16 protein-coding genes, 2 tRNA genes and 1 pseudogene are annotated in these 22,764 nt (G+C 59.3%); 10 read left to right on the top strand and 9 right to left on the bottom strand.

What is annotated here, in order from left to right:
• Nucleotides 1-139, top strand: a pseudogene (locus Q0C28_RS05745) (IS5/IS1182 family transposase); the annotation flags it as partial.
• Here the strand turns inward: Q0C28_RS05745 and Q0C28_RS05750 are convergent.
• The 4 genes from Q0C28_RS05750 to Q0C28_RS05765 all read right to left on the bottom strand — a co-directional run bounded on the left by Q0C28_RS05750 (nucleotide 136) and on the right by Q0C28_RS05765 (nucleotide 4,115).
• On the bottom strand, nucleotides 136-1,464 hold the full coding sequence (locus tag Q0C28_RS05750; protein ID WP_293573698.1) for a DUF6538 domain-containing protein: 1,329 nt from the start codon (nucleotides 1,462-1,464) through the stop codon (nucleotides 136-138). The pseudogene Q0C28_RS05745 and the gene Q0C28_RS05750 overlap by 4 nt on opposite strands.
• 84 nt (nucleotides 1,465-1,548) lie before the next feature.
• Nucleotides 1,549-1,622, bottom strand: a tRNA-Cys gene (locus Q0C28_RS05755).
• Nucleotides 1,623-1,923: 301 nt separating this feature from the next.
• Nucleotides 1,924-3,315, bottom strand: a complete 1,392-nt coding sequence (locus tag Q0C28_RS05760) for an ATP-binding protein (RefSeq protein ID WP_293573699.1) — start codon at nucleotides 3,313-3,315, stop codon at nucleotides 1,924-1,926.
• Entirely contained in the window at nucleotides 3,312-4,115 is an 804-nt protein-coding gene (locus Q0C28_RS05765; protein ID WP_293573700.1) for a response regulator, read from the bottom strand. The genes Q0C28_RS05760 and Q0C28_RS05765 overlap by 4 nt, the downstream gene beginning before the upstream one ends.
• A 133-nt stretch (nucleotides 4,116-4,248) precedes the next feature.
• Here Q0C28_RS05765 and Q0C28_RS05770 point away from each other — a divergent pair, with 133 nt between their 5' ends.
• From Q0C28_RS05770 to Q0C28_RS05790, 5 genes are all read left to right on the top strand, one after another.
• On the top strand, nucleotides 4,249-5,631 hold the full coding sequence (locus tag Q0C28_RS05770) for a TolC family protein (protein ID WP_293573701.1): 1,383 nt from the start codon (nucleotides 4,249-4,251) through the stop codon (nucleotides 5,629-5,631).
• 5 nt (nucleotides 5,632-5,636) lie between these two features.
• Nucleotides 5,637-6,818: an efflux RND transporter periplasmic adaptor subunit gene (locus Q0C28_RS05775; RefSeq protein ID WP_293573702.1), complete on the top strand. Its 1,182-nt coding sequence runs from the start codon at nucleotides 5,637-5,639 to the stop codon at nucleotides 6,816-6,818.
• On the top strand, nucleotides 6,815-9,955 hold the full coding sequence (locus Q0C28_RS05780; RefSeq protein WP_293573703.1) for an efflux RND transporter permease subunit: 3,141 nt from the start codon (nucleotides 6,815-6,817) through the stop codon (nucleotides 9,953-9,955). The genes Q0C28_RS05775 and Q0C28_RS05780 overlap by 4 nt, the downstream gene beginning before the upstream one ends.
• Nucleotides 9,956-10,093: 138 nt before the next feature.
• Nucleotides 10,094-10,906, top strand: a complete 813-nt coding sequence (locus Q0C28_RS05785) for a MipA/OmpV family protein (RefSeq protein ID WP_293573705.1) — start codon at nucleotides 10,094-10,096, stop codon at nucleotides 10,904-10,906.
• 37 nt (nucleotides 10,907-10,943) lie between these two features.
• The gene (locus Q0C28_RS05790) at nucleotides 10,944-11,132 is read left to right on the top strand and encodes a hypothetical protein (protein WP_293573707.1); all 189 of its coding nucleotides are present in this window, start codon (nucleotides 10,944-10,946) and stop codon (nucleotides 11,130-11,132) included.
• 108 nt (nucleotides 11,133-11,240) lie between these two features.
• Here the strand turns inward: Q0C28_RS05790 and Q0C28_RS05795 are convergent, their stop codons facing one another.
• The 4 genes from Q0C28_RS05795 to Q0C28_RS05810 form a co-directional block, all read right to left on the bottom strand.
• Nucleotides 11,241-11,978 (bottom strand): sirohydrochlorin chelatase, encoded by a 738-nt coding sequence (locus tag Q0C28_RS05795; protein ID WP_293573709.1) that lies wholly within the window; start codon nucleotides 11,976-11,978, stop codon nucleotides 11,241-11,243.
• A gap of 141 nt (nucleotides 11,979-12,119) precedes the next feature.
• A complete protein-coding gene (locus Q0C28_RS05800) occupies nucleotides 12,120-14,531 on the bottom strand; it encodes a PAS-domain containing protein (RefSeq protein WP_293573711.1) in 2,412 nt (803 codons plus the stop codon).
• Nucleotides 14,528-15,775 (bottom strand): FIST N-terminal domain-containing protein, encoded by a 1,248-nt coding sequence (locus Q0C28_RS05805; RefSeq protein WP_293573713.1) that lies wholly within the window; start codon nucleotides 15,773-15,775, stop codon nucleotides 14,528-14,530. The genes Q0C28_RS05800 and Q0C28_RS05805 overlap by 4 nt, the downstream gene beginning before the upstream one ends.
• A 17-nt stretch (nucleotides 15,776-15,792) precedes the next feature.
• Nucleotides 15,793-16,440 (bottom strand): response regulator transcription factor, encoded by a 648-nt coding sequence (locus tag Q0C28_RS05810; RefSeq protein WP_293573732.1) that lies wholly within the window; start codon nucleotides 16,438-16,440, stop codon nucleotides 15,793-15,795.
• Between the two features lie 483 nt (nucleotides 16,441-16,923).
• Between Q0C28_RS05810 and Q0C28_RS05815 the strand changes: the two genes are divergently transcribed.
• The 4 genes from Q0C28_RS05815 (at nucleotide 16,924) to Q0C28_RS05830 (ending at nucleotide 22,115) form a co-directional block, all read left to right on the top strand.
• Nucleotides 16,924-16,997, top strand: a tRNA-Gly gene (locus Q0C28_RS05815).
• A 184-nt stretch (nucleotides 16,998-17,181) separates the two neighbouring features.
• Nucleotides 17,182-18,984 (top strand): ABC transporter transmembrane domain-containing protein, encoded by a 1,803-nt coding sequence (locus Q0C28_RS05820; RefSeq protein WP_293573715.1) that lies wholly within the window; start codon nucleotides 17,182-17,184, stop codon nucleotides 18,982-18,984.
• Between the two features lie 178 nt (nucleotides 18,985-19,162).
• Nucleotides 19,163-21,058, top strand: a complete 1,896-nt coding sequence (locus tag Q0C28_RS05825) for an acyl-CoA synthetase (protein ID WP_293573717.1) — start codon at nucleotides 19,163-19,165, stop codon at nucleotides 21,056-21,058.
• A gap of 127 nt (nucleotides 21,059-21,185) precedes the next feature.
• Nucleotides 21,186-22,115, top strand: a complete 930-nt coding sequence (locus Q0C28_RS05830) for an alpha/beta hydrolase (protein WP_293573719.1) — start codon at nucleotides 21,186-21,188, stop codon at nucleotides 22,113-22,115.
• Between the two features lie 6 nt (nucleotides 22,116-22,121).
• On the opposite strand, the gene Q0C28_RS05835 is transcribed toward Q0C28_RS05830, so the two are convergent.
• A complete protein-coding gene (locus Q0C28_RS05835) occupies nucleotides 22,122-22,748 on the bottom strand; it encodes a DUF4453 domain-containing protein (RefSeq protein WP_293573721.1) in 627 nt (208 codons plus the stop codon).
• Between the last annotated feature and the right edge of the window lie 16 nt (nucleotides 22,749-22,764).

Raw genomic sequence — 22,764 nt, forward strand, 5'->3', positions numbered from 1 at the left:
CGAGCGGTTCTTTGGCAGGCTGAAAGCCTCGTTCCGTCGCATCGCAACCCGATACGAAAAGACGTCACGCAATTTCCTGTCGATGATCAAACTGGCATCCGTCAGACTGTGGATCGAGTTTTATGAGTCGGCTGCCTAGTGTTTCGAAATGTTCAGAAAAGATAAGTCCAAGCGTTCGACTGCAATGGCTCTAGGAATAAGAAGGGGCCCAAATCCATACTTGCCGGACACGTCTCTTGCAGAGTGACCTGTAATCTTGTCGTTGACCCGTTTTTCAACCGCGTTGTCCTTCATGCTCCGCTCAATTTCACCAAGTGAAATCTGGCCTGTTTCAAGTTGCTCTACCATTTCTTCGGTGACGCCAGCGTTTTCGAGCATCTGTTTGAACGTGCCTCTAAGTGAATGCACGGCCTTGCGTGGATGCCTTGTCACTGTTCGGACATATTCCATCAGTTGGCTGCTGGCATCGTTTTGTGCTTTTCCATTCCTGTCGATCTTGTAATCGAAAACGCGGCCCTTTCCTCCACTGAGAAGTGGGGCAATCTGTGAGTGGATCGGAATTACGCGATGGGAGCCATCCGTTTTTACAACGGTCTCATCCGGACGTAGGTCCAGATACATCAACCCGCCAAAGTCTGTTTTGATCTGATCCCAAGTCAAAAGAGCAATCTCGTCCAATCGTGCTCCAGTGGTAGCGAGGATCGTTAAGCATAGCCGGTCCTGTTCAGCCATTTCTTGATCGAACAAACCGCGAAGTTCGTCAGGTTCAAATGGCAGATAAGGCAAAGACTTCTTACCGAAATTGGACAGCTTCATGTTAACTAACGGATTTTCCTGGATGTGACCCTCTTGTTCACACCATGTGAGAAACGCCGAAACTTTGGTGTTCAGGGAAGTAATTGTCTTGTTGGCTCTACCCTGGGCGTGGTTCCACTTGGCATATTGATAACCATGGACCTTGCCTACGTCCTGGACATTCAAGTCGCCCACGACTTGTACGAACTCATTCAATTTATTGAAGCGAGATGTGCGTTCCTTGTAGTCGCCTTGGTTGGTATCTTCCAAGTGCTGAATCCAGGTAGGTAAGAGTCTGGTGATCTTGAGTGCTGGGTCTTTGTCCAAGCCGTGCATCTGGATCGCCAAGGGGTTAGTAACGAAAACATTGGAAAAGTCGCCAATTGTCTGGGTGAAGCCAATTTCATTGGTCTCATTTACATATTGCTTATGTAGCCGAGTCAGCTTTCGATCAAACTCAGCGTAGATTTGGTTGGCCAACGGAACCAGTTTTGTCTTGGCGACTCTTGGGTCTGTTGTACCGGTCGAACGCATCATCTGCTTTTGAGAACCCTTTCTGAGGACATCGGGTATTGTAACGCAGACGTAGTACTTCCCACCTTTGGCAGAGAGCGGCACGAGAGTCGGGGCGTGATAATCAGGTCGATTTTCTAGCCCAATATAGTCCAAATTATAGTCCATCATACCGTTTAAGGTAGGCGGAAATCCTTGTTTTTCAATGCTTTCATGGGGTTAGTCTTCAAAAAGACTGTTTGGAGGCGAGTACCGGAATCGAACCGGTGTACACGGATTTGCAATCCGCTGCGTCACCACTCCGCCAACTCGCCTTCTGTTGCACCGGGGTGCCGGGTGGTGTCCGGCGGCGCTGTCTGACGCAAGTTTTATTTTTCTTCGGGGAGGGGCGCAACCCCAAAAGTGGCTCTTTTTGAAGGGGCTGGGCAGAGCTGGTGTTCGCATCACTGGGTGTGATCTGCGACGTATGCGGGCGTGGGAATGTAGCCGTGACGATATAGCCGCGGCAGTGCGAGCGCAGCAGCGGCTCCAGTGCGCTGATGTTGCCGACCAGGCGTCGCATTCCCTTTGATTGTTCGCTCACGGGATTCTTGGTTGCGCTGTCAGCCAGTGCCGTTACCCAGCGCCCTTTGCAGGCAGGCCAGCGTGGGGCAGGATCACGCGCATGGCGAACCGGCCATTTTCGTTCGTGATCGGAAACACATCCCCGCCACGTCGCCTCACGATGCTGCGGGCAATCGACAGACCCAGGCCAACGCTGCCATCGCTCACATCTCTTGAGTGATCAAGCCGTGTGAACGGAGTGAAGACCTCTTCGGCCATCTGCGCCGGAATACCAGGCCCATCATCTTGAAAATCCAAGCAGATCTGATCTTCGACGCAACGCAGGGCAATCTGCACGCGATCCCCATATTTGATGCCGTTTCCGATCAGATTGCGAAACACCCGTTTGATCGACACGGGATGGCACAGGCTGACGCAGCTGTCATGGATCCGGAGATCGACGTCTGGTTCTTGCGCGGTGAGATCCTGCAACACCGCGCCCAAATCAACGGGTTGAAGGTCTTCTTCGGCTGCCTCCTGAAAGGAAAACGCCAGGTAGCTGTCGACCATGGCCCGCATTTCTTCGGTGGTTTCGATCATATCTGCGCGCAGGCCGTCCTGTTCGATGAACTCGGCCCGCAAACGCAAGGAGGTCAGCGGGGTGCGCAGATCATGGTTGATGGCAGCCAGCATGGTGGTGCGGTCGCGCACGAACCGGGTCAGTCGCTCTTGCATGCGGTTGAACGCATCGGCGGTTTTGGCGACTTCGGCAGGGCCTGAGACCGGAATGGGATCAGTGGTTTCGCCGCGGCCCAACTGTTCGGCGGCATGGGAGAGATCGCGCAAAGGGCGGGTGATCTTGCGGGCCAGGATGGTGACACTGCCGCCAATGCCAAGGAGCGAGGTGAGCACCGAGAGAGCAAATGGCGCCAGATAGACGCTGATGTCGGCATTGGCGAAGGTGCGCACATTGAGCCAGCTGCCGTCGTCAAGCTGCACTGAAATCGTAACAAAAGGACAATCGGAGGCCAGGATCTCGGGCGCTGTGCCCGGGGTCAACACGCAGACCTCGGCGGCATCGCCAAAGAGGATCCAGAGCAGATCCTTGATATTGATGGTGCGCTCTTCTGTCAGCACATTTTGGTCGCCGAAATGATCGCGCAGCACCATGGCATCTGTCGTATCGGGCAGGGGCAGGGTGCCTTTGGGCGCGGTGGCGACCGTGTAGGTGGTTTCATCGTTGCTGGCGGTTTCCAGAATCTGGCGATGGGTCGCTGTGGGCGCACTGCGGAGATACTCTGCGGTGCTGATGATTTTCTGGTAGAAATACAGATCCTCGAATTTGTCGAACTTGGCATCCTGATAGATCAGAAAGACGCTGCTGATCAGTGTCTGGGTCAGAACCGTGGCGACCACGGTCGAGGCGATCAGATATCCGGCAAGACTGCGTGGTATCAGGGTCATAGGCGCACCACATCGCAGGCAAATGTATAGCCTCCGCCCCAGACCGTTTTGATGAACTCAGGGTTTTTGGGATCCTGTTCGATCTTTTTGCGCAGGCGGCTGACCTGGTTGTCGATGCTGCGGTCAAACACCGTGCCGCTGCGCCCGCGCACCTGATCAAGCAGCTGATCACGTGACAGAACAATGCGCGGGTGCTGCAAAAAGGTGGCCAACAGTTTGAATTCAACGCTGCTCAACTCCACGGACGGGTGTGCATCATCGGTTCGGGCCAGTTGCCGTTGGCTCATGTCAAGCTGCCAGGGGCCAAATTGCATGTAACCATCCGACAGGCCGGAGTATTGTTTTGGCAGGCTGTTGACCCGGCGCAGAACACCCCGGATCCGCGCCAGCAGTTCCCGTGGGTTGAACGGTTTGGTGACATAGTCATCCGCCCCCAGTTCCAGCCCGACGATGCGGTCGGTTTCGTCGGTGATAGCTGTCAGCAGGATCACGGGGATGTCGTGGGTTTCACGTATCCTTCGGCAGACGTCGAGACCGCTTTCGCCCGGCATCAGAATGTCCAGCACAACCAGGTCGATCCGCGCGGTTTTCAATGTTGCGTAGGCTTGGGTGCTGTTGCCCGCTGTGCTGGTTCTGAAGCCGTTGCGTTTGAGATAATCGGCCAATGGCTCGCGGATGTTCTTGTGGTCATCAACGACCAGAATATGCGGCTCCTGCACGGTTTCTTGTCCCAAGTTTTTGCGTTGTTCAAAGGTCAGATTAGCGGTCCGGAGCAGCAAACAGAATTGTTCAATTGTCATCATCTGTCCCAGCCCGGTCAGCTGACACATTTTTTTACAATTTGATCGGGCGTTGGCACAAACCGGTGACAATCGCTTCCTACCTGCCATCCCAACAACGGCGCTGTGCGCTGTGGCAGTTGAAGGATAGATCATGGGCGGCAGATCCCATTTCGAACCCCCGCGCGTCACCCGGCGCGCAGTCTTGGCCCTATCTGTGATGTCAGTTCTTGCGGCATGCAGTGCGCTTGAGCCGGTTGAGCTGCCCTCGGCGCCGTCCGTTTTGAACATGCCGGCCGCGTTTTCCACGTCAGCGTCGACCAATGCTCCTATCTCGCAAGGATTGCTGGATCTGTTTGATGATCCCCTGTTGACCGCCGCAGTCAGCGAAGCCCTCAGCGGCAATCTCGACCTGCGGCAGTCGGCAAAGCGTTTGGAGTTGGCGGGCATCGATCTTGCCAGCATCACCGCAGAGCGGGTGCCGCAGCTGTCTGGGGACATCAATGCCAGCCGCGGAAATCTCTCCGGTGAAACCGTGGCACCGACGCTGAACGTGCAGTGGGAAATCGACCTATGGGGCCGGCAGGCAGATCAGCGCCGCGCTGCCCGTGCCGACCAAACGGCCGAGGGGTTTCGCCATCAGGCGATGCGCGATTCCGTGGCGGCACAGGTGATGCAGGCCTGGTTCGATGCAACGGAGGCGCGCCAGCAATACCAGTTGGAACGCCGTCGGTTGAAGGTTCTGCAACGCAGTGCGGACAACACACGCGCGAATTTTCGTGCAGGCATCGGCGCGCTTGAGGATCTTTCTGCGATTGACCGCGATGTCGCCCTGTCGGAGGCACGGCTGGCCGAAAACCAGGGGCGCGCGCATGATGCGGTGCGCCGGGTCGAAGTGCTGCTGGGGCAGTACCCGGACAATGATCTGGCGGTTCCCGGAACCCTCCCGCGGTTGCGCGCCACTCCTGCGCCCGGGGTGCCATTGTCAGTTCTCGGCGCGCGCCCAGATATGCAAGCCGCCTGGCAGGACGCCGTGGCCGCCAACAGCCGGATCGCTGTCAGCCAGAAAGAGCTGCTGCCGCAGATCTCTCTTACCGGTCAGTTTGGCAGCACCAGTCGTGATTTCAGCGCGCTCAGTCAGGGCGCGACGGTCTGGTCCTTGGCCTCTGCGTTGACGGTGCCGATTTTTGAGGCAGGGCGTCGCAGAGCCGCCATTGAGGCGTCAAAGACCCGGGCGGATCGGGCGATGATTTCATATCTGCAGACTGCTGTGCTGGCATTTTCCGAGGTCGAGCAGGCCCTGGATCAGGAGAGCCTGTTGGCGCGTCGCGAAACGCAGCTGGTTGCAGCGGTGGCGCACGCCCGCGCCACCGAAGGGGTTTTTGAAACCCGCTATCGCGCTGGGCTCGCCACCATTCTTGATCTTCTGAGTGCTCGCAGCGCGGTGTTCGACATCCAGAGCCAATTGCTCAGCGTCCGCAAAGATCGATTGAACAACCGCGTCGCCTTGGGGCTGGCGCTGGGAAAAGGAGTGTAACGACCATGCTCAAGAATCTATTGGGCGCAACGGTGCTGGCTGCGGCTGTCGTCTTTGTGGCCTATCCGACTGAAACGCCGCCAGAGCCCGCCCAGGCAGAAGATCGCGCGCTGTTACAGGCGGATGTCCATGTGCTGAAGCCTGGGCCGCAGACCGATATCATCACGGCATATGGACAGGTCCAGCCCCGCTGGCAAAGCCGCCTTGCCGCGGGCGTTGGTGGCCGGGTGGTCATGGTCAGTGACAAGCTGTTGACCGGGGCACATTTCCAGCGCGGTGATCTGCTCGCCCAGATCGAAGACATCAGCTACCGCAGTGCGCTGGCTGCTGCACGCTCGACCCTGGCGGAGGCTGAACGCGCCCTGCTGGAAGAAGAGCAGCGCAGCACACTGGCGGCGGATGACTGGGCAGCGTCCGGCCTGGCGGGAGAGGCAAGCGCCCTGACGCTGCGCGAACCACATTTGATCGCTGCCAAATCCGCAGTTGTTGCCGCGCAGGCCGCAGTCGCACAAGCAGAACATGATTTGCAGCAAACCCGGATCACCGCGCCCTTCGATGGGGTGGTGGCCAGCAGAACGCTCAACCCCGGCGAAATGGTGCAGGCCGGCGCCCAGATCGCAGAGGTGTTTGATCGCCGCGTGTTGGAGGTGGCCATCGCGCTCAGCGCCCGTCAATTTGCGCGCCTCGGCACACCGATTGGCGCAGCAGTTGATCTGACCGCATCACAGGGGGACGTGGTACAGGGGAACGAAGTGCAGGGGCGTGTGGTGCAGGGCCGTGTGGTGCGTGTGGACCCGACTGTTGATGCCGACAATCGCTGGATCACAGTTGTGGTCGAACTGGCCCCAGGGGCCGATGTCATGCCTGGGACGTTTCTGACCGCGCGGATCGAGGGACGCAGCCACGCAGCGCTATATGCGATCCCTCAGGCATTGCTGACGACGCGCGGCGAAATCTGGGCGCTGGATGAAGGCAATCGGCTGCGCTCCCACGCTGTGGTGCCTGTGTTTGTAACCGAGGACACGGTTTTTGTCGCACCGCCTGTCGGGTCTGAACAGAGCCTGCGCCTGGCGGTGCCGCGCAGCGGATATCTTAATGGTGCCGTCGTCGCCCCCAGGATCCTGGCCGAGCCGCGGCCAGACCCGGCCCTGCGCGCGGCCAACGCCCTGCAGGAGGATGTCCAATGATGTCGCGTCATGGGGCCGAAGGTTGGATCGGCTGGTTTGCCCGCAACAGCGTGGCGGCGAACCTTTTGATGGGGATCATTCTGGCAATGGGGCTAATGACCGGCCTCGCCATGCGCACCGAGAGCTTCCCAGCCGATCCGCCGCGCGATGTGATCGTAACCGTTACCTTCAATGGCGCCTCGCCAGAGGATGTGGAGGAGGGAGCCGCGGTGAAAGTCGAAGACGCACTCAATGGTTTGCAGGGGGTGGAGAAAATCACCTCGACCATCACCGCGTCATCTGCCGAGGTCCTTGTGCGGGCGGTGCCTGATTATCCGATGGAGCGGCTCAAATCCGATGTGAAAGACCGCGTTGACGCCATCACCAGCTTCCCTGCAGAGGTGGAAAGCACCACGATCACTTTGGAGCAGGACGAGCGCCACGTGATCTACGTGCAGCTGTCCGGTGCCATAGACCACGCCTCACTAAAGGAGGCAGCACGCCGGGTCCGGGCGCAATTGCTGGACCTTCCGACCGTCAGCAAGGTCACCACCGAAGGCAGCCGCGCAGCGCAAATCGCCGTCGAGCTGCAAGAAGACCAGCTGCGGGCCTATGGGATCAGCTTCGAAGAGGTGGCGCTGGCGGTGCAGAGCCAGTCGATCAGCCTATCCGCCGGCACGTTGGAAGCCGCCAATGGCCGATTGAGCCTGCAAAGCCGCAATCAGGCCTATTTCGGCCCAGATCTGATGGACACGCTGATCCGGCAGGGTGCGAACGGCGCGGTTCTGCGCCTGTCTGATGTGGCCACTGTGGTGGACGGGTTTGACGATCAGCAGCTGGTATCGATCTACAACGGGCAGCCAACCATCCGTCTTGGCGTGCAATTGATCGGCAAACAATCGATCACCGAGACCGCAGAGGCCGTGTTGCAGACCGTGGAAGATCTGCGCGCCGCGCCCTGGTTGCCAGCAGACATCACGCTCGACAGTTGGCTCAACGAGGCGGATCTGATCCGTGACAGGCTGACGCTGATGTCCAACAACGCCCTGACCGGCATGGTGCTGGTCTTTGCCATGCTGGCGTTGTTTCTCGACATTCGGGTGGCGTTTTGGGTGGCGCTTGGCATTCCGGTGTCTTTTGCCGGTGCGCTTTATGTGATGGGGCCAGACTGGTTTGACTATTCGCTCAACGCGCTGTCGACCTTTGGCTTTATCATCACCCTGGGGATCGTGGTCGATGACGCCATCGTCACGGGCGAAAACATCTATGCGCGAAAACGCCAAGTGCAGGATCAACAGGGTGGCGGTGTAGACACCGCAATCCGCGGCGCGCTCGAAGTGGCCACTCCCGCCACCTTTGGTGTGTTGACCACGGTTGCTGCGTTTTTTCCGCTGACGATGATTTCGGGCGATTTTGGCGGTGCCTTTCAGGTCATCGCCGTGGTGGTGATCCTGTGTCTGTTGTTTTCTCTCGTCGAATCCCGGTTCATTCTGCCCGCCCATTTGGCCCATATCGATGTGTCGCCCACACGTCCAATCCGTGGGGTGGGGCGGTGGCTGCGGCCTCTGCAAGCCGCGGTCGAACACGGCATGGACTGGACCATCCGTCGCCTTTACCTGCCAGTTTTGCGCGTTGCGTTGGCGCATCCTATCCAGACGCTTTTGGTGTTTGTCGCCAGCTTCGTTTTTGCGATCGGATTGATGACGCAAGGCATTGTGAAGACTAATTTCTTCCCGGACCGCGATTCCACGCAGGTGCATATGGTGGTCACCCTGGACAGCGGCGTCCCTGCCAACAGGGCGGGGGAAATCGCGCAGGAGCTGGAGGCTGGTCTGTTGCAGACCGCCGCAAAGCTGGAGCGCGACAACGGCCTGCAGCAGTCGGTCGTGACCAGCTATTTTATCACCTCATCACAGCCGGAGGCCCTGACCCTATCCGTGGGTCTGTTGAACAGTGATCAGCGCGGTTTTGGATCTGATCTGTTTGTTGAGACCTGGCGCGCAGCTACGGGTGTCTTGCGGGGCGTGCGGCAGATGGAGCTCTATTCCGATGACGATGGGGCGGAGGATCTGCGGATCGCGCTCAGCTCTGATGATCCGGCGGAAACCGCTGCGGCCTTGGGTGACTTGCAGCAACACCTGCAAACCCTGCCTGAAACCTACGATCTGCTCACCGATCTGGACACCGAACAGCAGGAGCTGTCGTTTGCATTGTGGCCGGAGGGTGAGGCGCTGGGCCTGACCAACCGGGATGTCATCACCCAGCTGCGCTACGCGGTTTTTGGCTTTGACGCGCAGCGCATTCAGCGCGGCAGCGAAGAGGTGCAGGTGCGGGTCCGCTATCCACTGGAACAGCGCAACAGCCTGAGCGATCTGAACCGGGTTCTTATACGCACCCCTGCGGGCAGTTTTGTGCCCTTGGACAGCGTCGTGCGCCTGAGCCGACAGGAATCGCTGCCGGAACTGAAGCGGATCAACGGCGCGCGCACCCTGGAGCTGTCCACCAAGGTCAACAAGGATCTGACCTCGGTGACGGCACTGGTTGAACGGCTTGAGACGACGATCTTTGTCCGGCTCAAAGCCGAATACGGCGGTCTGTCCGTGGCGATTTCCGGCGAAGCCGCCGAAGAGGAAGAGGCGACAGACCAGTTGAGCAGTGGGTTCGTTCTGGGCCTGATGATGATCTACGCGTTGCTGGCGATCCCGTTGAAGTCTTACACGCAGCCCTTCATCATCATGCTGGCTATTCCGTTTGGGATGATCGGTGCGGTGCTGGGCCATCTGGCGACGGGGCATCCCGTATCCCTGTTGTCGTTCTTTGGCATCTTGGCGCTGAGCGGCGTGGTGGTGAATGATTCACTGGTGTTGGTCAGCCGCTACCGGGCCGTACGCGACACCGGGCAGCCCATTGTGGCGGCGTTGATGGAAACCGGAGCCTCCCGTTTCCGCGCTGTCATGCTGACCTCCGTCACAACATTTGTCGGGCTTCTTCCCCTGGTGACGGAGACATCCGAACAGGCGCAAATGCTGATCCCGATGGCTGTTTCACTGGCCTTTGGAGTGCTGTTTGCCACCTTCATCACCCTGATCCTGATCCCTGTTCTGCTGCGGCTGACCCAAAGGCGGGGTGACCGTCTCGCTCTGACCGTCCCGCGCTAACCGCTGATCAGACATCAGAGGCGAAATAGCCCCATGACACTTTTTTACACTTTTGCCAGTTCTCGGGATCATGGCGGTACACCCAGGTCTTAAACCAGCGTTGAAACACCTCGAAAAGAAAGTTCAAGACTGATGAAAATGACGCAAAAACAAACAATTGCAGTGGTTTTGGCAGCCTATTCCATTCTGGTTGCCACGCAGGTGCGCGCAGAAGGGGATTGGGAAGGCAGCATCGGGATCGGTGTCTTTTCAAAGCCCGAATATCTGGGCTCCAGCGAGCAAGAGACCTCTGGATTTCCGGTGTTGGAGCTGATCTGGCGGGATCGCCTGTTCATCGGCCCTGCTGGCATCGGTGGCTATGTCGTCAAAACGGATGATTTCAGCGTGTCGGCATCCATCGGTTATGATGAGGGCCGCAAGGAAAGCGACAGCGTCTTTCTGCGCGGGCTGGGCGATATCGATGGGGGCGCGACCTACAATCTGGGCGTCGAATATGAATTTGGCCCGATCACGCCGTTTTTTGAGGTTACAAAATACAGCAAAGGTTCCGAAGGTGTCAGCGCCAGTGTTGGGGTGGAAGGCATGGTTCCGCTGAGCGTCCTGATGGGGCGTGCCTCCTTTGCTAGCCTGGCGCAAAGTGACTCTCCCGCAGATCTGGGCCCGATGCTGACCGCGGGCCTTTCGGCGGATTGGGGCAATGATGACTACAACAGCACCTACTACGGCGTGAGCGCGGCGCAATCCGCCACATCAGGTCTGAGCCAGTATACCGCAGGCAGCGGCTTTCATGCGATCAACTTCGAAATCGGCCTGCAGGTGCCGATCACGGAGCGCTTCAGCCTGGGAGGTGCGGTGACCTATTCACAGCTGACGGGCGACGCAAAAGACAGCTCCATCGTGCGCGACACCAGTGGCACATCCGTTGGTTTGTTTGGTGTTTACCGGTTCTAACCGGGCGGCTTGTCTCCGCCGCATAGGAATCGGACGCGTGATCCGGCTGTTGCTTCTCTCGATTGCGATTGTCGCAGGTTTCCTTGCGCAGGATGAGGCCGCAGCGGACGCCGCACCGGATCTGATGCATTGGTCGGAGCGGCAAACGGAAGCTGTCGCAAATCACTTGGCAGACAGGCCAAACACCGCATCTGCAGCTGTTTGGGCCCGTCGGGCGGTGCCATAAAATAGATCCGTCGCGGTTTAGCGGCGGATCTCTGACGACAGGAACTAAGTCATACACCTGGAGATGGCCCAGTTGGTGGCCCAGGTGTTTTTACAGCCCAGGTGTTCTCTAACCCGTCTTGGCCCGGCAAATGGCCTTTGCGATCAGGGCAGGGACTGCGGGCAGGGCGCCAAGAACCGGCAGGGTGTCACCAGTGTAGGCCGCTTCCTCCAGCGCCTCGGGGATATCGTCGCGGACGTGTTCCCCGGCCTGGGCAAAGAAGGGCAGGCACAAGCTGTTTTGGGTAGGCTGAGCCTGTTCAATGTCCCGCGCGGTATCGGCGATGCGGGGGTCTTCTTCGACATAACCGGTGCGCAGATCGATGCCCGGCACGGTAGCGCGCATCAGATCGGCAAATGCCTCGGCAGCTTCGGCGGCTTTCGGACCACGCGCTGAGCCGTGGGCGGCCAACAGAACGCGGGTTTGCTCCAACGTCCAGCCGCGGCTGTCACAGGCCTCGCGCAGAGCTTCACAGGCCAGCGCAGGCAGATCTGGGTCAAGGCCGAAAGGCGGGGTGATCGTGCAGGCCACATCGCTCAGCCGTTTGGGCAGCACGTTTGCGGTAAACCAACCGTTGGCCATGAAGAACGGATAGACCACAGCCCCAGCTTCCACCGTCTCTTCAAGGAGGCCAGGCGTCGACAGCGTTGCGGATTTCACCTGCCAATCAGGCAGCAACGGGGCGACAGCAGCGGCCACTGCAGCCAGTGCTGCCTCTTGAGGGGCAGGGTCCGAGGGCTGCCCATGGGAGGTGATCACTGCAACCGGGCGGTCAGGGCTGTGCGTCGCGGAGGCATCATTGGGCATGGCACTGAGGTCTTTCTGTTGTCTGTCTCTGGGGCGTCTGTCGCAACGCCTGTTCATGGGCGTTGGCCGCGCTTCAGCTGCATATGTGGTCTGGCAGAGCGAAACGACAAGGAGGAGCCACGCGCGATGCTGCGCAACAGGTCAGTTGGTTCGCGGGCGTTGGGCCTTTAGGAAGGCCAATAATGCCCGTGGATCAATGGGTTTATGGAATAAAGGCACGCCCAGCTCACTGGCAATGTTGCGGGCCGCCGCGCTGTGGTCCGCGGAGATGAGACAGGCGGGAAGCGGGGCAAACCTTTGGCACAGGTTGGCAATCGCGTCACCACCAGAACACCCCTGGGGCAGCTGCATGTCGGCAATCAAGACATCAGGCAGGATGCCGATCTCGGCGATCAGATCGATGGCGTCCTGTTCGCTGGCGCAGGTCAGCACTTCCATGCCCCACTGCTCCAACGTCAGTGTGAGCGCCTGTCGCAGGTCTGGATCGTGTTCGATCAGCAGGACGATCAACGTGTTTGTGGCTGTATCTGTGCGGGGGGCGTCAGAGGGCTGATTGGCGTCACGGCCTATATATGCGTCCGTATCAGTCATGTCGGTGTCTGCATGGACGGGTGTGGCGTCGCCTGTATCGGTGCCAGAAATTCTCTTCGAATTTTCGCCTGAATCTCTTCCTGAACCTCTGCCTGAACCACGGCTTATGTCTGTGTGTGTCTCAACGCAGGGCAATTCTATCGCAAACACGGTGCCTTTGCCCGGAACCGAGCGCAACGACAGCGGATGATCCAGCAAGGCACAGGCGCGCTCCACGATGGCCAGACCAAGGCCCATGCCATCGGCGGCGCTGGCGGTGGCGTTGATGCGTTGGAATTCTGCGAAAATGCGGGTTTGATCCGTAGCGGCAATACCAACGCCGGTGTCCCAAATCTCCAACCTGACACACGCGCCGCGGCGGCGGACGCCAACCAAAACACCGCCCGTATGGGTGTATCTGATCGCATTGGTCATGAGGTTCTGCACGATGCGCCGCAGATAGGTTGCGTCGCTGAGAACTTGAACGCGGGTTGGTCGCAAACGCAGATCGATCCCTTTGGTTTGGGCAGACGGCCGCAGTTCATCGCCCAGCTGTGTGAGCAGAACATCCAGATGCACCGCGCCTGTTTGCGTGCTTGCGCGACCGGAATCAAAACGGGAGATATCCAGCAGCGCAGTCAACAGATCCTCAACGCTGTCCAGAGCGCTCGCCGCCTTGGCCAATGTATCACGTGCGCCATCCCCGGACAATTCGCTGTCCAGCGCCGCTACGAACAGCTTGGCGGCAGACAGAGGTTGCAGCAGATCGTGGGAGGCCGCCGCAACGAACCGCGATTTTGAGGCATTGGCCCGCTCTGCGACCCTCAGTGCGTCTTGCAGTTCGAGGGTGCGGGCAGCGACGCGATCCTCCAGCGTTTCTTTTGCAGCCCGCATGGCGCGGACCGCCTGACGTTCCCGCGTGACATCCGTGAAGCTGATTACAAATCCATCATCTGGCATCTGCTGCATGAACACCGTCAGGATGCGGTGATCGCTGTGATGAAGATCAAAGGCCAGCGGCACCCGATCCGCGTCCCGCCGGCTCCATCTTGCGACATCATCCGCCGAAACCGCACCATCAAAGGTGAAATCGCTGCGCAACCACTCCAGAATCATGGCAAATGGCAGGCCAAGCTGCAGCTTGGTGGCGGGGATCGCCAGCAGATCGGCGAGCAGCTGGTTCCAACCCACCAATTGGCCCGCACCGTCAAAGATGCCGACGCCTTGGTTCAGATGCTCCAGCGTGGCCTGGATCAGCCGCGCCTGATCATCCAACAGCCGTTCGCGTTCCTGATGCTGCAGACGCATGATGTCTGAGATATCCGTCTGCAGGATCACGGTGCCGCCATCACCGGTGCGATGCTCGCTGACCTGCACCCAACGGTTGCCAGTCATTTCCACATTGAACATCACGCTGGTCTGGGTGTGACGGTCCAACCTGCGTCTGGCCCAGTCCTGCGCGCTGACCCCTTTGGCCAGGGCGAGGTCCGGGCTCTGGCTGGCGAGGTGGACATAGGTTTCGAACCGCAGACCGCTGGTCAGCTGCGGTCGCAGATCGGCCATGTGCATTCCAAAGCGGCTGTTGTACATCACCAGCCGATCCTGCGGATCAAACAGTGCGAAACCTTCCTGGATGGTTTCGATGGCGTTGGTCAGATTGGCGCGGGCCGCTTCTGTTTCGCGATTGGCCTGCGCCAGTTTGCTGTTGGAGCGGTTCAGCAGTTCCAACGTGTGCTGCAGATCGCGGGTGCGGCTGCGCACCTCCGCCTCGAGCATCGCAGCGCGTTCAAACTGTGCATAGGCGACGCCGGAGGCATCGGTATCCTGTTCGACCCTGCGCATCAGTGTCGCGACGATCTTCAGCAGTTTTTGGTTCTGCCGCTGCAGGCTGTCTTGCGGATCAATCAGCCCCTCGGTTCCGGCCAGGCCGGAGGGGGTGGGCTGGGCGCTGGGTGCCTGCGACTGATGCGGATCGTGGGTCATCGTGATCCGTTTGTGTTGAACGGGTTAGACGCGGGCAGGTCAGACAGAGGCACCTTAGAAACGGGCGGGGGATAGATCGCAACGCCCGTCAGCGTCTGGTTGACATGCATCGAATTGGTCTGCTCGCCATAGGTACAAAACCCCACCGCCCGGTGCTGCGCCAACAGGGCTGAAATTTGCGGTGTGAGCTGTTTTTGCTGCGCTTCCATCCGCCGCAAGAGGCAATCAAAGGCCAATATTACATCCGGCGTCTGATCATGGCTCAGCGCGCGCAGGGTGCCATCGAGATGGGCCACCATATCCTGAGAGGCGGCAAGCGTCAGAACCACGCCTTCGTCGATGGCAGAGAAAAACACCAACTCCCCGGTATCGGCGACCTGGCGAATGGCGCGGACATGATGACGCCCGCCAATCCGCACCACCAGGGGATGGGCCGCAAAGGTGAAGGTCGTCAGTTGCTCGGGATCCTTTCCCAACAGTCGGGCGTATTCCCGGGCGGCTGGTTCTGCGTTGATTTCATAGACCAAACGCCTGTCTGGATCGGCGCCTGTGACCACCATGCGCTGGGCGCTCGGTGTCAGATGATCGGTGGTGATCACCTCGATCGAACAGCTGCTGCGCACCTGGACCAAGGTCGCCGCGTTGCTGAGGGGCTGGCCATCGCAGATCACAAAGGTCTGCCCAAATCCAACGCCATCACCAGCAGAGCCACCAAACAGAGGAACCGGTCCCAATGCAGGCGCAATATCTGCTGTCAGCGCGTCCTCGCGCATCGACAGGCCATCCACCAGCAGCAGCGCAAACTCGCCCGTCCAATCCGGGGTGCGCCGTTGCAAGGCCATGCGGTTGCGCACCATCTGGTCCGTCACGGCCTGGCTGTCATATGCGGCAAGATCTGGCACCTTCAGAACCTGGGTGTCAAAATGACTGCGCGGCAGGCCGACCGCCACGATGGTGCCGTCGGTGTAGCCGCCAGCCCCGATTTCACCCGCGGTGGTGCAGCCCACAATTTTAGTCGTGAAAAAATGTCTGCGCGCGGCAGCCAGAAACGGGTCCAGATCGCAGTCGGGCGATACAAACAATATGATCAGCTCCAGCTCCTCCACTGGGGAGAGCGCGGCGGCCAGAACAGCGGCGGGATCCGGATCGGTCGCCGCGGCAAAGGCGGTGCGCACGATGCGCTGTTGATCCGCAGAGTGGTCGCGCCCAAGCGCAGGCAGCGAGGAGGGCAGTTGATCTGGCATATGCGATGCTACTGTCGCTAACCCAAATCGTGCAAGACCTTTGCGAAGCTGGTTTCCTGAGCGATCAGAACGGCTTGGGTGCGGCTTTGGACGCCCAGTTTGCGCATGATGGCGGTGACATGCGCCTTGACCGTGGCTTCGGCGATCGACAGATCATAGGCGATCTGTTTGTTCAGTTTTCCAGCGCAGATCAATTGCAGGATCCTTGCCTGCTGATTTGTCAGCGACGCAAGCCGGGTGGTCGCATCATGGGTCGCATCCGTGGCCGCGTCACTATGCGGTGCAAGCTGAAAACCCGCTGGGATGAACGTGCGGCCCTCGCGCAGCGCAGCAAAGGCGCTTTGATAGACCTCACGCTGGCTGTGTTTGGGCACAAACCCAGCGGCACCCGCATGAATTGCGGCTGAAATGATCCGGTCGTCAGCCATGGAGGAGACGATCAAAATCGGAGCCTCGGTGGTGTTTCGCAGCCGCACCAACCCGTCCAGCCCATCCACATCCGGAAGGTTCAAATCCAGCAGGATCACATCGACCAAAGCGCCAGCAGCCAGTTGATCCATTGCATTTTGCAAGGTCTGAGCCGTCGCAGTTGTGGTGATGCCCACCGAGCTGCGCAATGTCATCATCAGCGCATCACAAAACAGCGGGTGATCCTCGATGATCATCGCGCTGTTCAGGCTGCGCTGCGTGCTGGCAGCGGCATCCGGCTCCGGCTGTGTTTCGCTATCACGCGAGGTTTGCATCGCTGTCCCGCCCAAGTTTGCTCCGCAACCGCCATTGCTCCGTTTCGTTGGGCGTTCGGCAGTTGTGGAGGAGCCTAGCAGCCCAAATCCATTGCGACCAGTGACATGAAAGGAGCGTGTTGCAGCTTGCTGCACAGGTCTGAGCAGAGAGAGTGTGCAGAGGGTGTCTCTGGTGTCTGACAGGGGTGCCTCGACAGAGCGCTGGAGGTTTGCGAACTGTAACTGCCAAATTGGGTTGATCGAATGGTAGGACGTTGGCTGTTACAGCGCGGCGCGCGCGTGTTTTTCGCGTCCTGACAGTGGGTTGCTGTGCAATTGCCCGAGGCGGCTCGCGAAAAACCGAAAAACCCGCCAGCGACCGCTTGACGCTCCACAGAGCGCGATTTATAGACCGTGTCACTGAGTGCGGGTATGGTGAAATGGTATCATAAGAGCCTTCCAAGCTTAAGGTGCGGGTTCGATTCCCGCTACCCGCTCCAGACATCCCTCCTTGACCTGTGATCACTCATTCCGTGTCCAAAACGACCGGTTAGATGCGCAATTTGATCGACATGCGGCGGTTTGACGGGGGCTGGCCGCTTGACGGGCTGCGCTGTGAGCGTCATGACACTCGCGATGCGCTGAAAACACAAGCGGCGCAACATGACGATCGAAGGAGCAGATATGGCTGCCAACACCGGTGTCCCGACAGCAGAGGACGAGCGCAAGTCATCGCGCAAAATTGGCGTGCTTTCAGCCCTTTGGCCCTTTTTGCGCCCCTATCGTCTGCTGATGGTAACCGCCACACTGGCGCTGGTGCTGACCGCGGCTTTGTCGCTGACCCTGCCGCTGGCTGTGCGCCGGGTTGTCGACAATTTTCGTCTGTCTGACACGGCGCTGCTGAACCAGTATTTTGTCGCGGCTCTGGTGATTGCCGGACTGCTCGCCATCGGGACAGGGCTGCGGTACGCCCTGGTGACCCGTCTGGGCGAACGGGTTGTGTCGGACATCCGTATGGCCGTGTTTGATCGGGTGATCGGCATGAGCCCGGCGTTCTATGAGAAAATCATGACCGGCGAGGTGCTGAGCCGGATCACCACAGACACCACGTTGATCCAATCTGTGCTGGGCTCTTCGGTGTCGATTGCGTTGCGCAACCTGTTGATTTTCTTTGGTGGTCTTGTGTTGATGCTGCTGACCTCGGCGAAACTGACGGGCATGGTGCTCCTGATTGTGCCGACCGTGATTGTGCCGATTTTGGTTCTGGGTCGTCGGTTGCGCCGCATCAGCAAGGAAAACCAGGATTGGATTGCTGCGTCCTCTGGTAACGCTGGTGAGGCGATTGGCGCGGTTCAGACCGTGCAGGCCTACACCCACGAAGACAAAAGCCGCGCCGCGTTTGCCCGCATGACGGAAACCGCTTTTGATGTGTCCATGGACCGGATCCGCACACGAGCCTTTCTGACAGTCATCGTGATTTTTCTGGTTTTTTCGGGGATTGTGGGCGTCCTTTGGATGGGCGCCAATGCGGTCCGCGACGGCGGGATGAGCGAAGGCACATTGGTCCAGTTCGTTATCTACGCGGTGCTGGTGGCGGGTTCTGTCGCCGCGTTGTCCGAAATCTGGAGCGAGCTGCAACGCGCCGCGGGTGCCACAGAACGTCTGGTCGAACTGCTGACCGCAACGGATACGGTACAGGATCCGGCGCAGCCCCAAACCCTGCCAGTGCCGGTGCGCGGGCAGATCCAATTCGACGCTGTGACCTTCCGCTATCCGGCCCGACCCGCCACACCAGCGCTTGATCAGGTCTCTTTGACCGTCGAACCCGGAGAAACCGTGGCCTTCGTCGGCCCATCCGGTGCGGGCAAAACCACCATTATCCAGATGATTGAGCGGTTTTATGATCCGGATTCGGGTGTGGTGCGCCTGGATGGTATTGCGTTGACGGATATGGCACGCGAAGCCTATCGCAGCCACGTCGCCTTGGTTCCGCAGGAACCGGTGATTTTTGCCGGAAGCGCGCGTGAAAACATCCGCTTCGGCCGCCCCTCTGCCAGCGACGCAGAGGTAGAAGCCGCTGCAGAGGCCGCCGCTGCGCATGACTTTATCGAGGCATTGCCGGAGGGCTATGACAGTGAGGTCGGCGAACGCGGTGTGATGCTGTCTGGTGGGCAAAAGCAGCGCATCGCCATTGCCCGCGCGATTTTGCGCAATGCGCCGGTTCTGCTGTTGGATGAGGCGACATCAGCCTTGGACGCGGAAAGCGAACGGGCGGTTCAAACGGCGGTGGATGAGCTGAGCCAGGGCCGCACAACTCTGATTGTTGCGCATCGTCTGGCCACCGTGAAAAAGGCCGACCGCATCGTCGTCATGGACGCGGGGCGCATCGTCGCTGTTGGCACCCACGACCAGTTGGTCGCCGAAGGCGGGCTCTATGCGCGACTGGCGCGGCTGCAGTTCACCGATGGGGTGGCCGCTGCGGAGTAACCGCCGCAAATCCGACTGCAAAACAAGGGCTATCGCACGCGGATCCCGGCTGTGTCGCAGCGTCACAGCGGCGCCTTCCTTCACGTGATCTGTGGCAGTCCCTTGCACAGCCCCGGTTTTCGACCCATTTTGTACGGATAACGCCCTACGCAAAGAAAAGGGCTATAGGGAGGAAACGATGGGATTTGCTTCAGTAGCAGACTGTTTGGCGCTGGAAAACGAAATGCCGTTTGCGCAGCGCAACATGCCGACAACGCTCTATGGGCTGCTGTCTCGGACGGCGGAAAAATTCCCCGACAACAAAGCTGTCAGTTATCAGATCTTGTCAGGGCCTACGGATAAGGCACAGACGCTGACCTGGCGGACCTTGAAGGATAAGGTGACACAGGCCGCCAACATGTTTCGCGCTCTCGGCGTTGGCGAAAGTGATGTGATCGCCTATGTGCTGCCAAACTGTAACGAAACCGTTGTGACCCTACTGGGCGGTGCGGTGGCCGGTATCGCAAATCCGATCAATCCCCTTCTGGAGCCGGAGCAGATCGCATCTATCCTGCGTGAAACTGGCGCCAAGGTGGTTGTCACGCTCAAACCGTTCCCGAAAACAGACGTCGCCCAGAAGGTGGCCGAAGCGGTGCGCCACGCACCCAAGGTCAACACGGTTCTGGAAGTCGATCTCAACCCGTATCTGACACCGCCTAAATCCTGGATCGTGCCTCTGATCCGTCCCAAGCTGGAAAACATGGATAAGCTTGCGCATGCCAGCTACAAGAGCTTCACCAAAGAGCTGGCGAAGCATCCGACCACACTGTCTTTTGCCGATTCCGAAGAGGACCGGGTAGCCTGCTACTTCCACACGGGTGGGACAACGGGCATGCCGAAGGTCGCCCAACACACCTATCACGGTATGAACTACAACGGCTGGCTGGGCAGCAAGCTGCTGTTCAGCGAGACCGACAACATCATGTGTCCGTTGCCGCTGTTTCATGTCTTTGCCTGCCATGTGATCCTGATGGCTGCTGTCGCATCCGGGGCCCATGTGGTTTTCCCGACGCCGCAGGGCTACCGGGGCGAGGGGGTGTTTGATAACTTCTGGAAACTGATTGAGCGTTGGAAAATCACCTTCATCATCACGGTGCCAACGGCCATTTCGGCCAAGATGCAGCGCCCGGTGAATGCCGATATTTCTACTGTGAAAACAGCCTTTTCTGGGTCCGCGCCACTGCCACTGGAACTGTTCCGCAGGTTCGAAGATGCCACAGGCGTCACCATCGTGGAGGGGTACGGCCTGACGGAGGCGACCTGTCTGGTGTCCTGCAACCCCGTGGATGGCGAGAAAAAGGTGGGCTCCATCGGCATCCCGCTGCCCTACACCAACGTCAAGATCGTCAAATCTTCGCCAGAGGGTCTGGTAGAATGCGCCGAAGATGAAATCGGTGAGATCTGCATTTCCAACCCCGGCGTCTTTGCGGGCAACACGTACACAGAAGCAGCAAAGAACGCGGATCTTTACTTCCAGGACACCTATTTGCGGACTGGCGATCTGGGTCGTCTGGATCCTGATGGGTATCTGTGGATCACCGGTCGGGCAAAAGATCTGATCATCCGGGGCGGGCATAACATCGATCCCGCAGAGATCGAAGAGGCGCTGCTGGGCCACGAGGCCGTGGCGTTTGCCGGGGCGATTGGCCAGCCAGATGCGCACTCCGGCGAACTGCCCTGCGCCTTTGTCGAACTGGTGGACGGGGCGACGGCCTCTGCCCAGGAGCTGCTGGAATATTGCCAGGTTCATGTGCATGAACGTGCGGCGATCCCCAAACATGTGACCGTCATGGACGAATTGCCCAAAACCGCTGTGGGCAAAGTGTTCAAACCGGATCTGCGCAAACATGCCATCACCCGGATCTACAACGAAGCTCTGTTGAAGGCAGGGCTGCCTGCACGGGTCGAAGCCGTCGTCGATGACAAGGCGCGTGGCCTTGTGGCTCAGGTCGAAGACAACGGGGCCAAGGCTGCGGATATCTCTGATGTGCTGGGGGCCTTTACCCGCCCCTGGGAGCCGATGCCAAAGAGCTGAGTGCGGCCAATCCCAAGATCCAGAGCGTCCCGTCCGTCGGGGCGCTTTTTATTTGTGATTTTCCATGGCCTTTGTGTGCTGCGCTGATAGGCTCGGCTGCAGACCAGTCGGCAAAGAGGATGCAGGGATGAACTACGAACGGTTGATTGACGAAGAAACCTGGGCCTTCATCCGCAAAACCGGCGAATGCTATCCCGATGATGCCGTCGATCTGTCGATTGCAGAACAACGCGCGGTTTATAACGCTATGGCGGCTGAATTTCGCGTGGCCCGACCCGATGTAGTTGTCTGCGAAGACCGCTCCGTTGGCGATGTGCCGGTTCGGATCTACACTGCGGGCACGCCGGGCTTCACGGTATTGTTCTGCCACGGTGGTGGTTTTGTGGTCGGGGGGCTCGACAGTCATGATGACGTCTGCGCCGAACTCTGCGCCCAGACCGGGTATCGGGTTGTGGCAGTGGATTATCGCCTGGCACCAGAGCACCGCCATCCTGCAGCTTTTGATGATGCCTGGGCCGTCTGCCAATGGGTGAGCGCCAGTTTCGATGGTGACATCGTGCTGGTGGGGGATAGCGCCGGGGCCAACCTTTGTGCTGCAGTCGCGCATCATGCCCGGGGGCGTATTGACGATATTGCCGGTCAGGTGCTGATCTACGGCGCCTTCGGTGGTGATATTGATGCAGGATCCTACATCGAACACGCTCATGCGCCGATGCTCACCCGCGAGGATATCCTGTTTTACGGCAACATCCGCGCGGCAGACGGTACAGACCCGACCAAAGCGGATCCAACGCTCACACCGCTGTCCGATCCGGATTTCACCAATCTGCCTGCAACTGTTCTCGTCTCAGCCGATTGCGATCCGGTGCGCGACGATTCCCGCGACTACCGCGACCGGGTTCTGGCGGCGGGCGGAAAGGCCACTTGGATCAACGAAGCAGGCCTGGTCCACGGCTACTTGCGGGCGCGCCATACGGTGGGTCGGGCGCGCGACAGTTTTGAGCGGATCACCGTCGCCGTAGAAGCGTTGGGGCAGGGGCTCTGGCCCTACGATTGACGCCGCTCAGCCAGCCGCGACCTGGGTGCAGCTCTGGCGTCGGCCGGTCCCATCGCGGTGGCTGTGCCGCAGCCAACCGGCGGCTTTCAGACGCCACCGGCTGTCGTGCACCGTGACGTAGTGCCAGTTCCCAACGGGATCATGGCGATAGCGGAGAGTGTCATTTGGCCGGACAATACCGACGCGGGCAGAGCTGCTGTCGCGGCCAGAATGTAATGGTGCCGGATCTGCCCGCCATCCGATGCAGATGCTTGCCGACTGGCTGGCAACTGGCAGGTCGATCATGAGCATCCGCCAGGAGGCATCCGGGAGGCGCAGCCCTTGTGCGCTGGTGTCGATCTGGCAATTCAGCAGCTGTTCTCGACCGCGCAGGGCTTGCAGCAGTCGGGCGGCCTTGGCATCGACCAGAACCGAGGTCCCAAGACAGCCCTGATTGCCAAAGACGCGTTGGCCCAGTTCGCTGGCAAAACAAAGCCCCGCCCGATCCATGATCAGATTGCGGGTGAACCACAGATCCTCGCAGGGATCATGCGCCTTTGCTTGTGCTTGTATCTGTGTCTGTGATGGCGAAGAGAACAGTGTCAGGGCACAGGCGATAAAGACGACACAGACAGTCGCAAAACGTCGGGTCATGCAGGGCTCCAAATGG

The organism is Phaeobacter sp. (assembly GCF_022825805.1).
Taxonomy (GTDB): domain Bacteria; phylum Pseudomonadota; class Alphaproteobacteria; order Rhodobacterales; family Rhodobacteraceae; genus Phaeobacter.

Coding starts and splice junctions, on each gene's coding strand:
- Q0C28_RS05760 (WP_293573699.1), bottom strand. CDS start 3,315: ATGACCCTGATACCACGCAGTCTTGCCGGATATCTGATCGCCTCGACC.
- Q0C28_RS05765 (WP_293573700.1), bottom strand. CDS start 4,115: ATGACAATTGAACAATTCTGTTTGCTGCTCCGGACCGCTAATCTGACC.
- Q0C28_RS05770 (WP_293573701.1), top strand. CDS start 4,249: ATGGGCGGCAGATCCCATTTCGAACCCCCGCGCGTCACCCGGCGCGCA.
- Q0C28_RS05775 (WP_293573702.1), top strand. CDS start 5,637: ATGCTCAAGAATCTATTGGGCGCAACGGTGCTGGCTGCGGCTGTCGTC.
- Q0C28_RS05780 (WP_293573703.1), top strand. CDS start 6,815: ATGATGTCGCGTCATGGGGCCGAAGGTTGGATCGGCTGGTTTGCCCGC.
- Q0C28_RS05785 (WP_293573705.1), top strand. CDS start 10,094: ATGACGCAAAAACAAACAATTGCAGTGGTTTTGGCAGCCTATTCCATT.
- Q0C28_RS05795 (WP_293573709.1), bottom strand. CDS start 11,978: ATGCCCAATGATGCCTCCGCGACGCACAGCCCTGACCGCCCGGTTGCA.
- Q0C28_RS05800 (WP_293573711.1), bottom strand. CDS start 14,531: ATGACCCACGATCCGCATCAGTCGCAGGCACCCAGCGCCCAGCCCACC.
- Q0C28_RS05805 (WP_293573713.1), bottom strand. CDS start 15,775: ATGCCAGATCAACTGCCCTCCTCGCTGCCTGCGCTTGGGCGCGACCAC.
- Q0C28_RS05810 (WP_293573732.1), bottom strand. CDS start 16,440: ATGATCATCGAGGATCACCCGCTGTTTTGTGATGCGCTGATGATGACA.
- Q0C28_RS05820 (WP_293573715.1), top strand. CDS start 17,182: ATGGCTGCCAACACCGGTGTCCCGACAGCAGAGGACGAGCGCAAGTCA.
- Q0C28_RS05825 (WP_293573717.1), top strand. CDS start 19,163: ATGGGATTTGCTTCAGTAGCAGACTGTTTGGCGCTGGAAAACGAAATG.
- Q0C28_RS05830 (WP_293573719.1), top strand. CDS start 21,186: ATGAACTACGAACGGTTGATTGACGAAGAAACCTGGGCCTTCATCCGC.
- Q0C28_RS05835 (WP_293573721.1), bottom strand. CDS start 22,748: ATGACCCGACGTTTTGCGACTGTCTGTGTCGTCTTTATCGCCTGTGCC.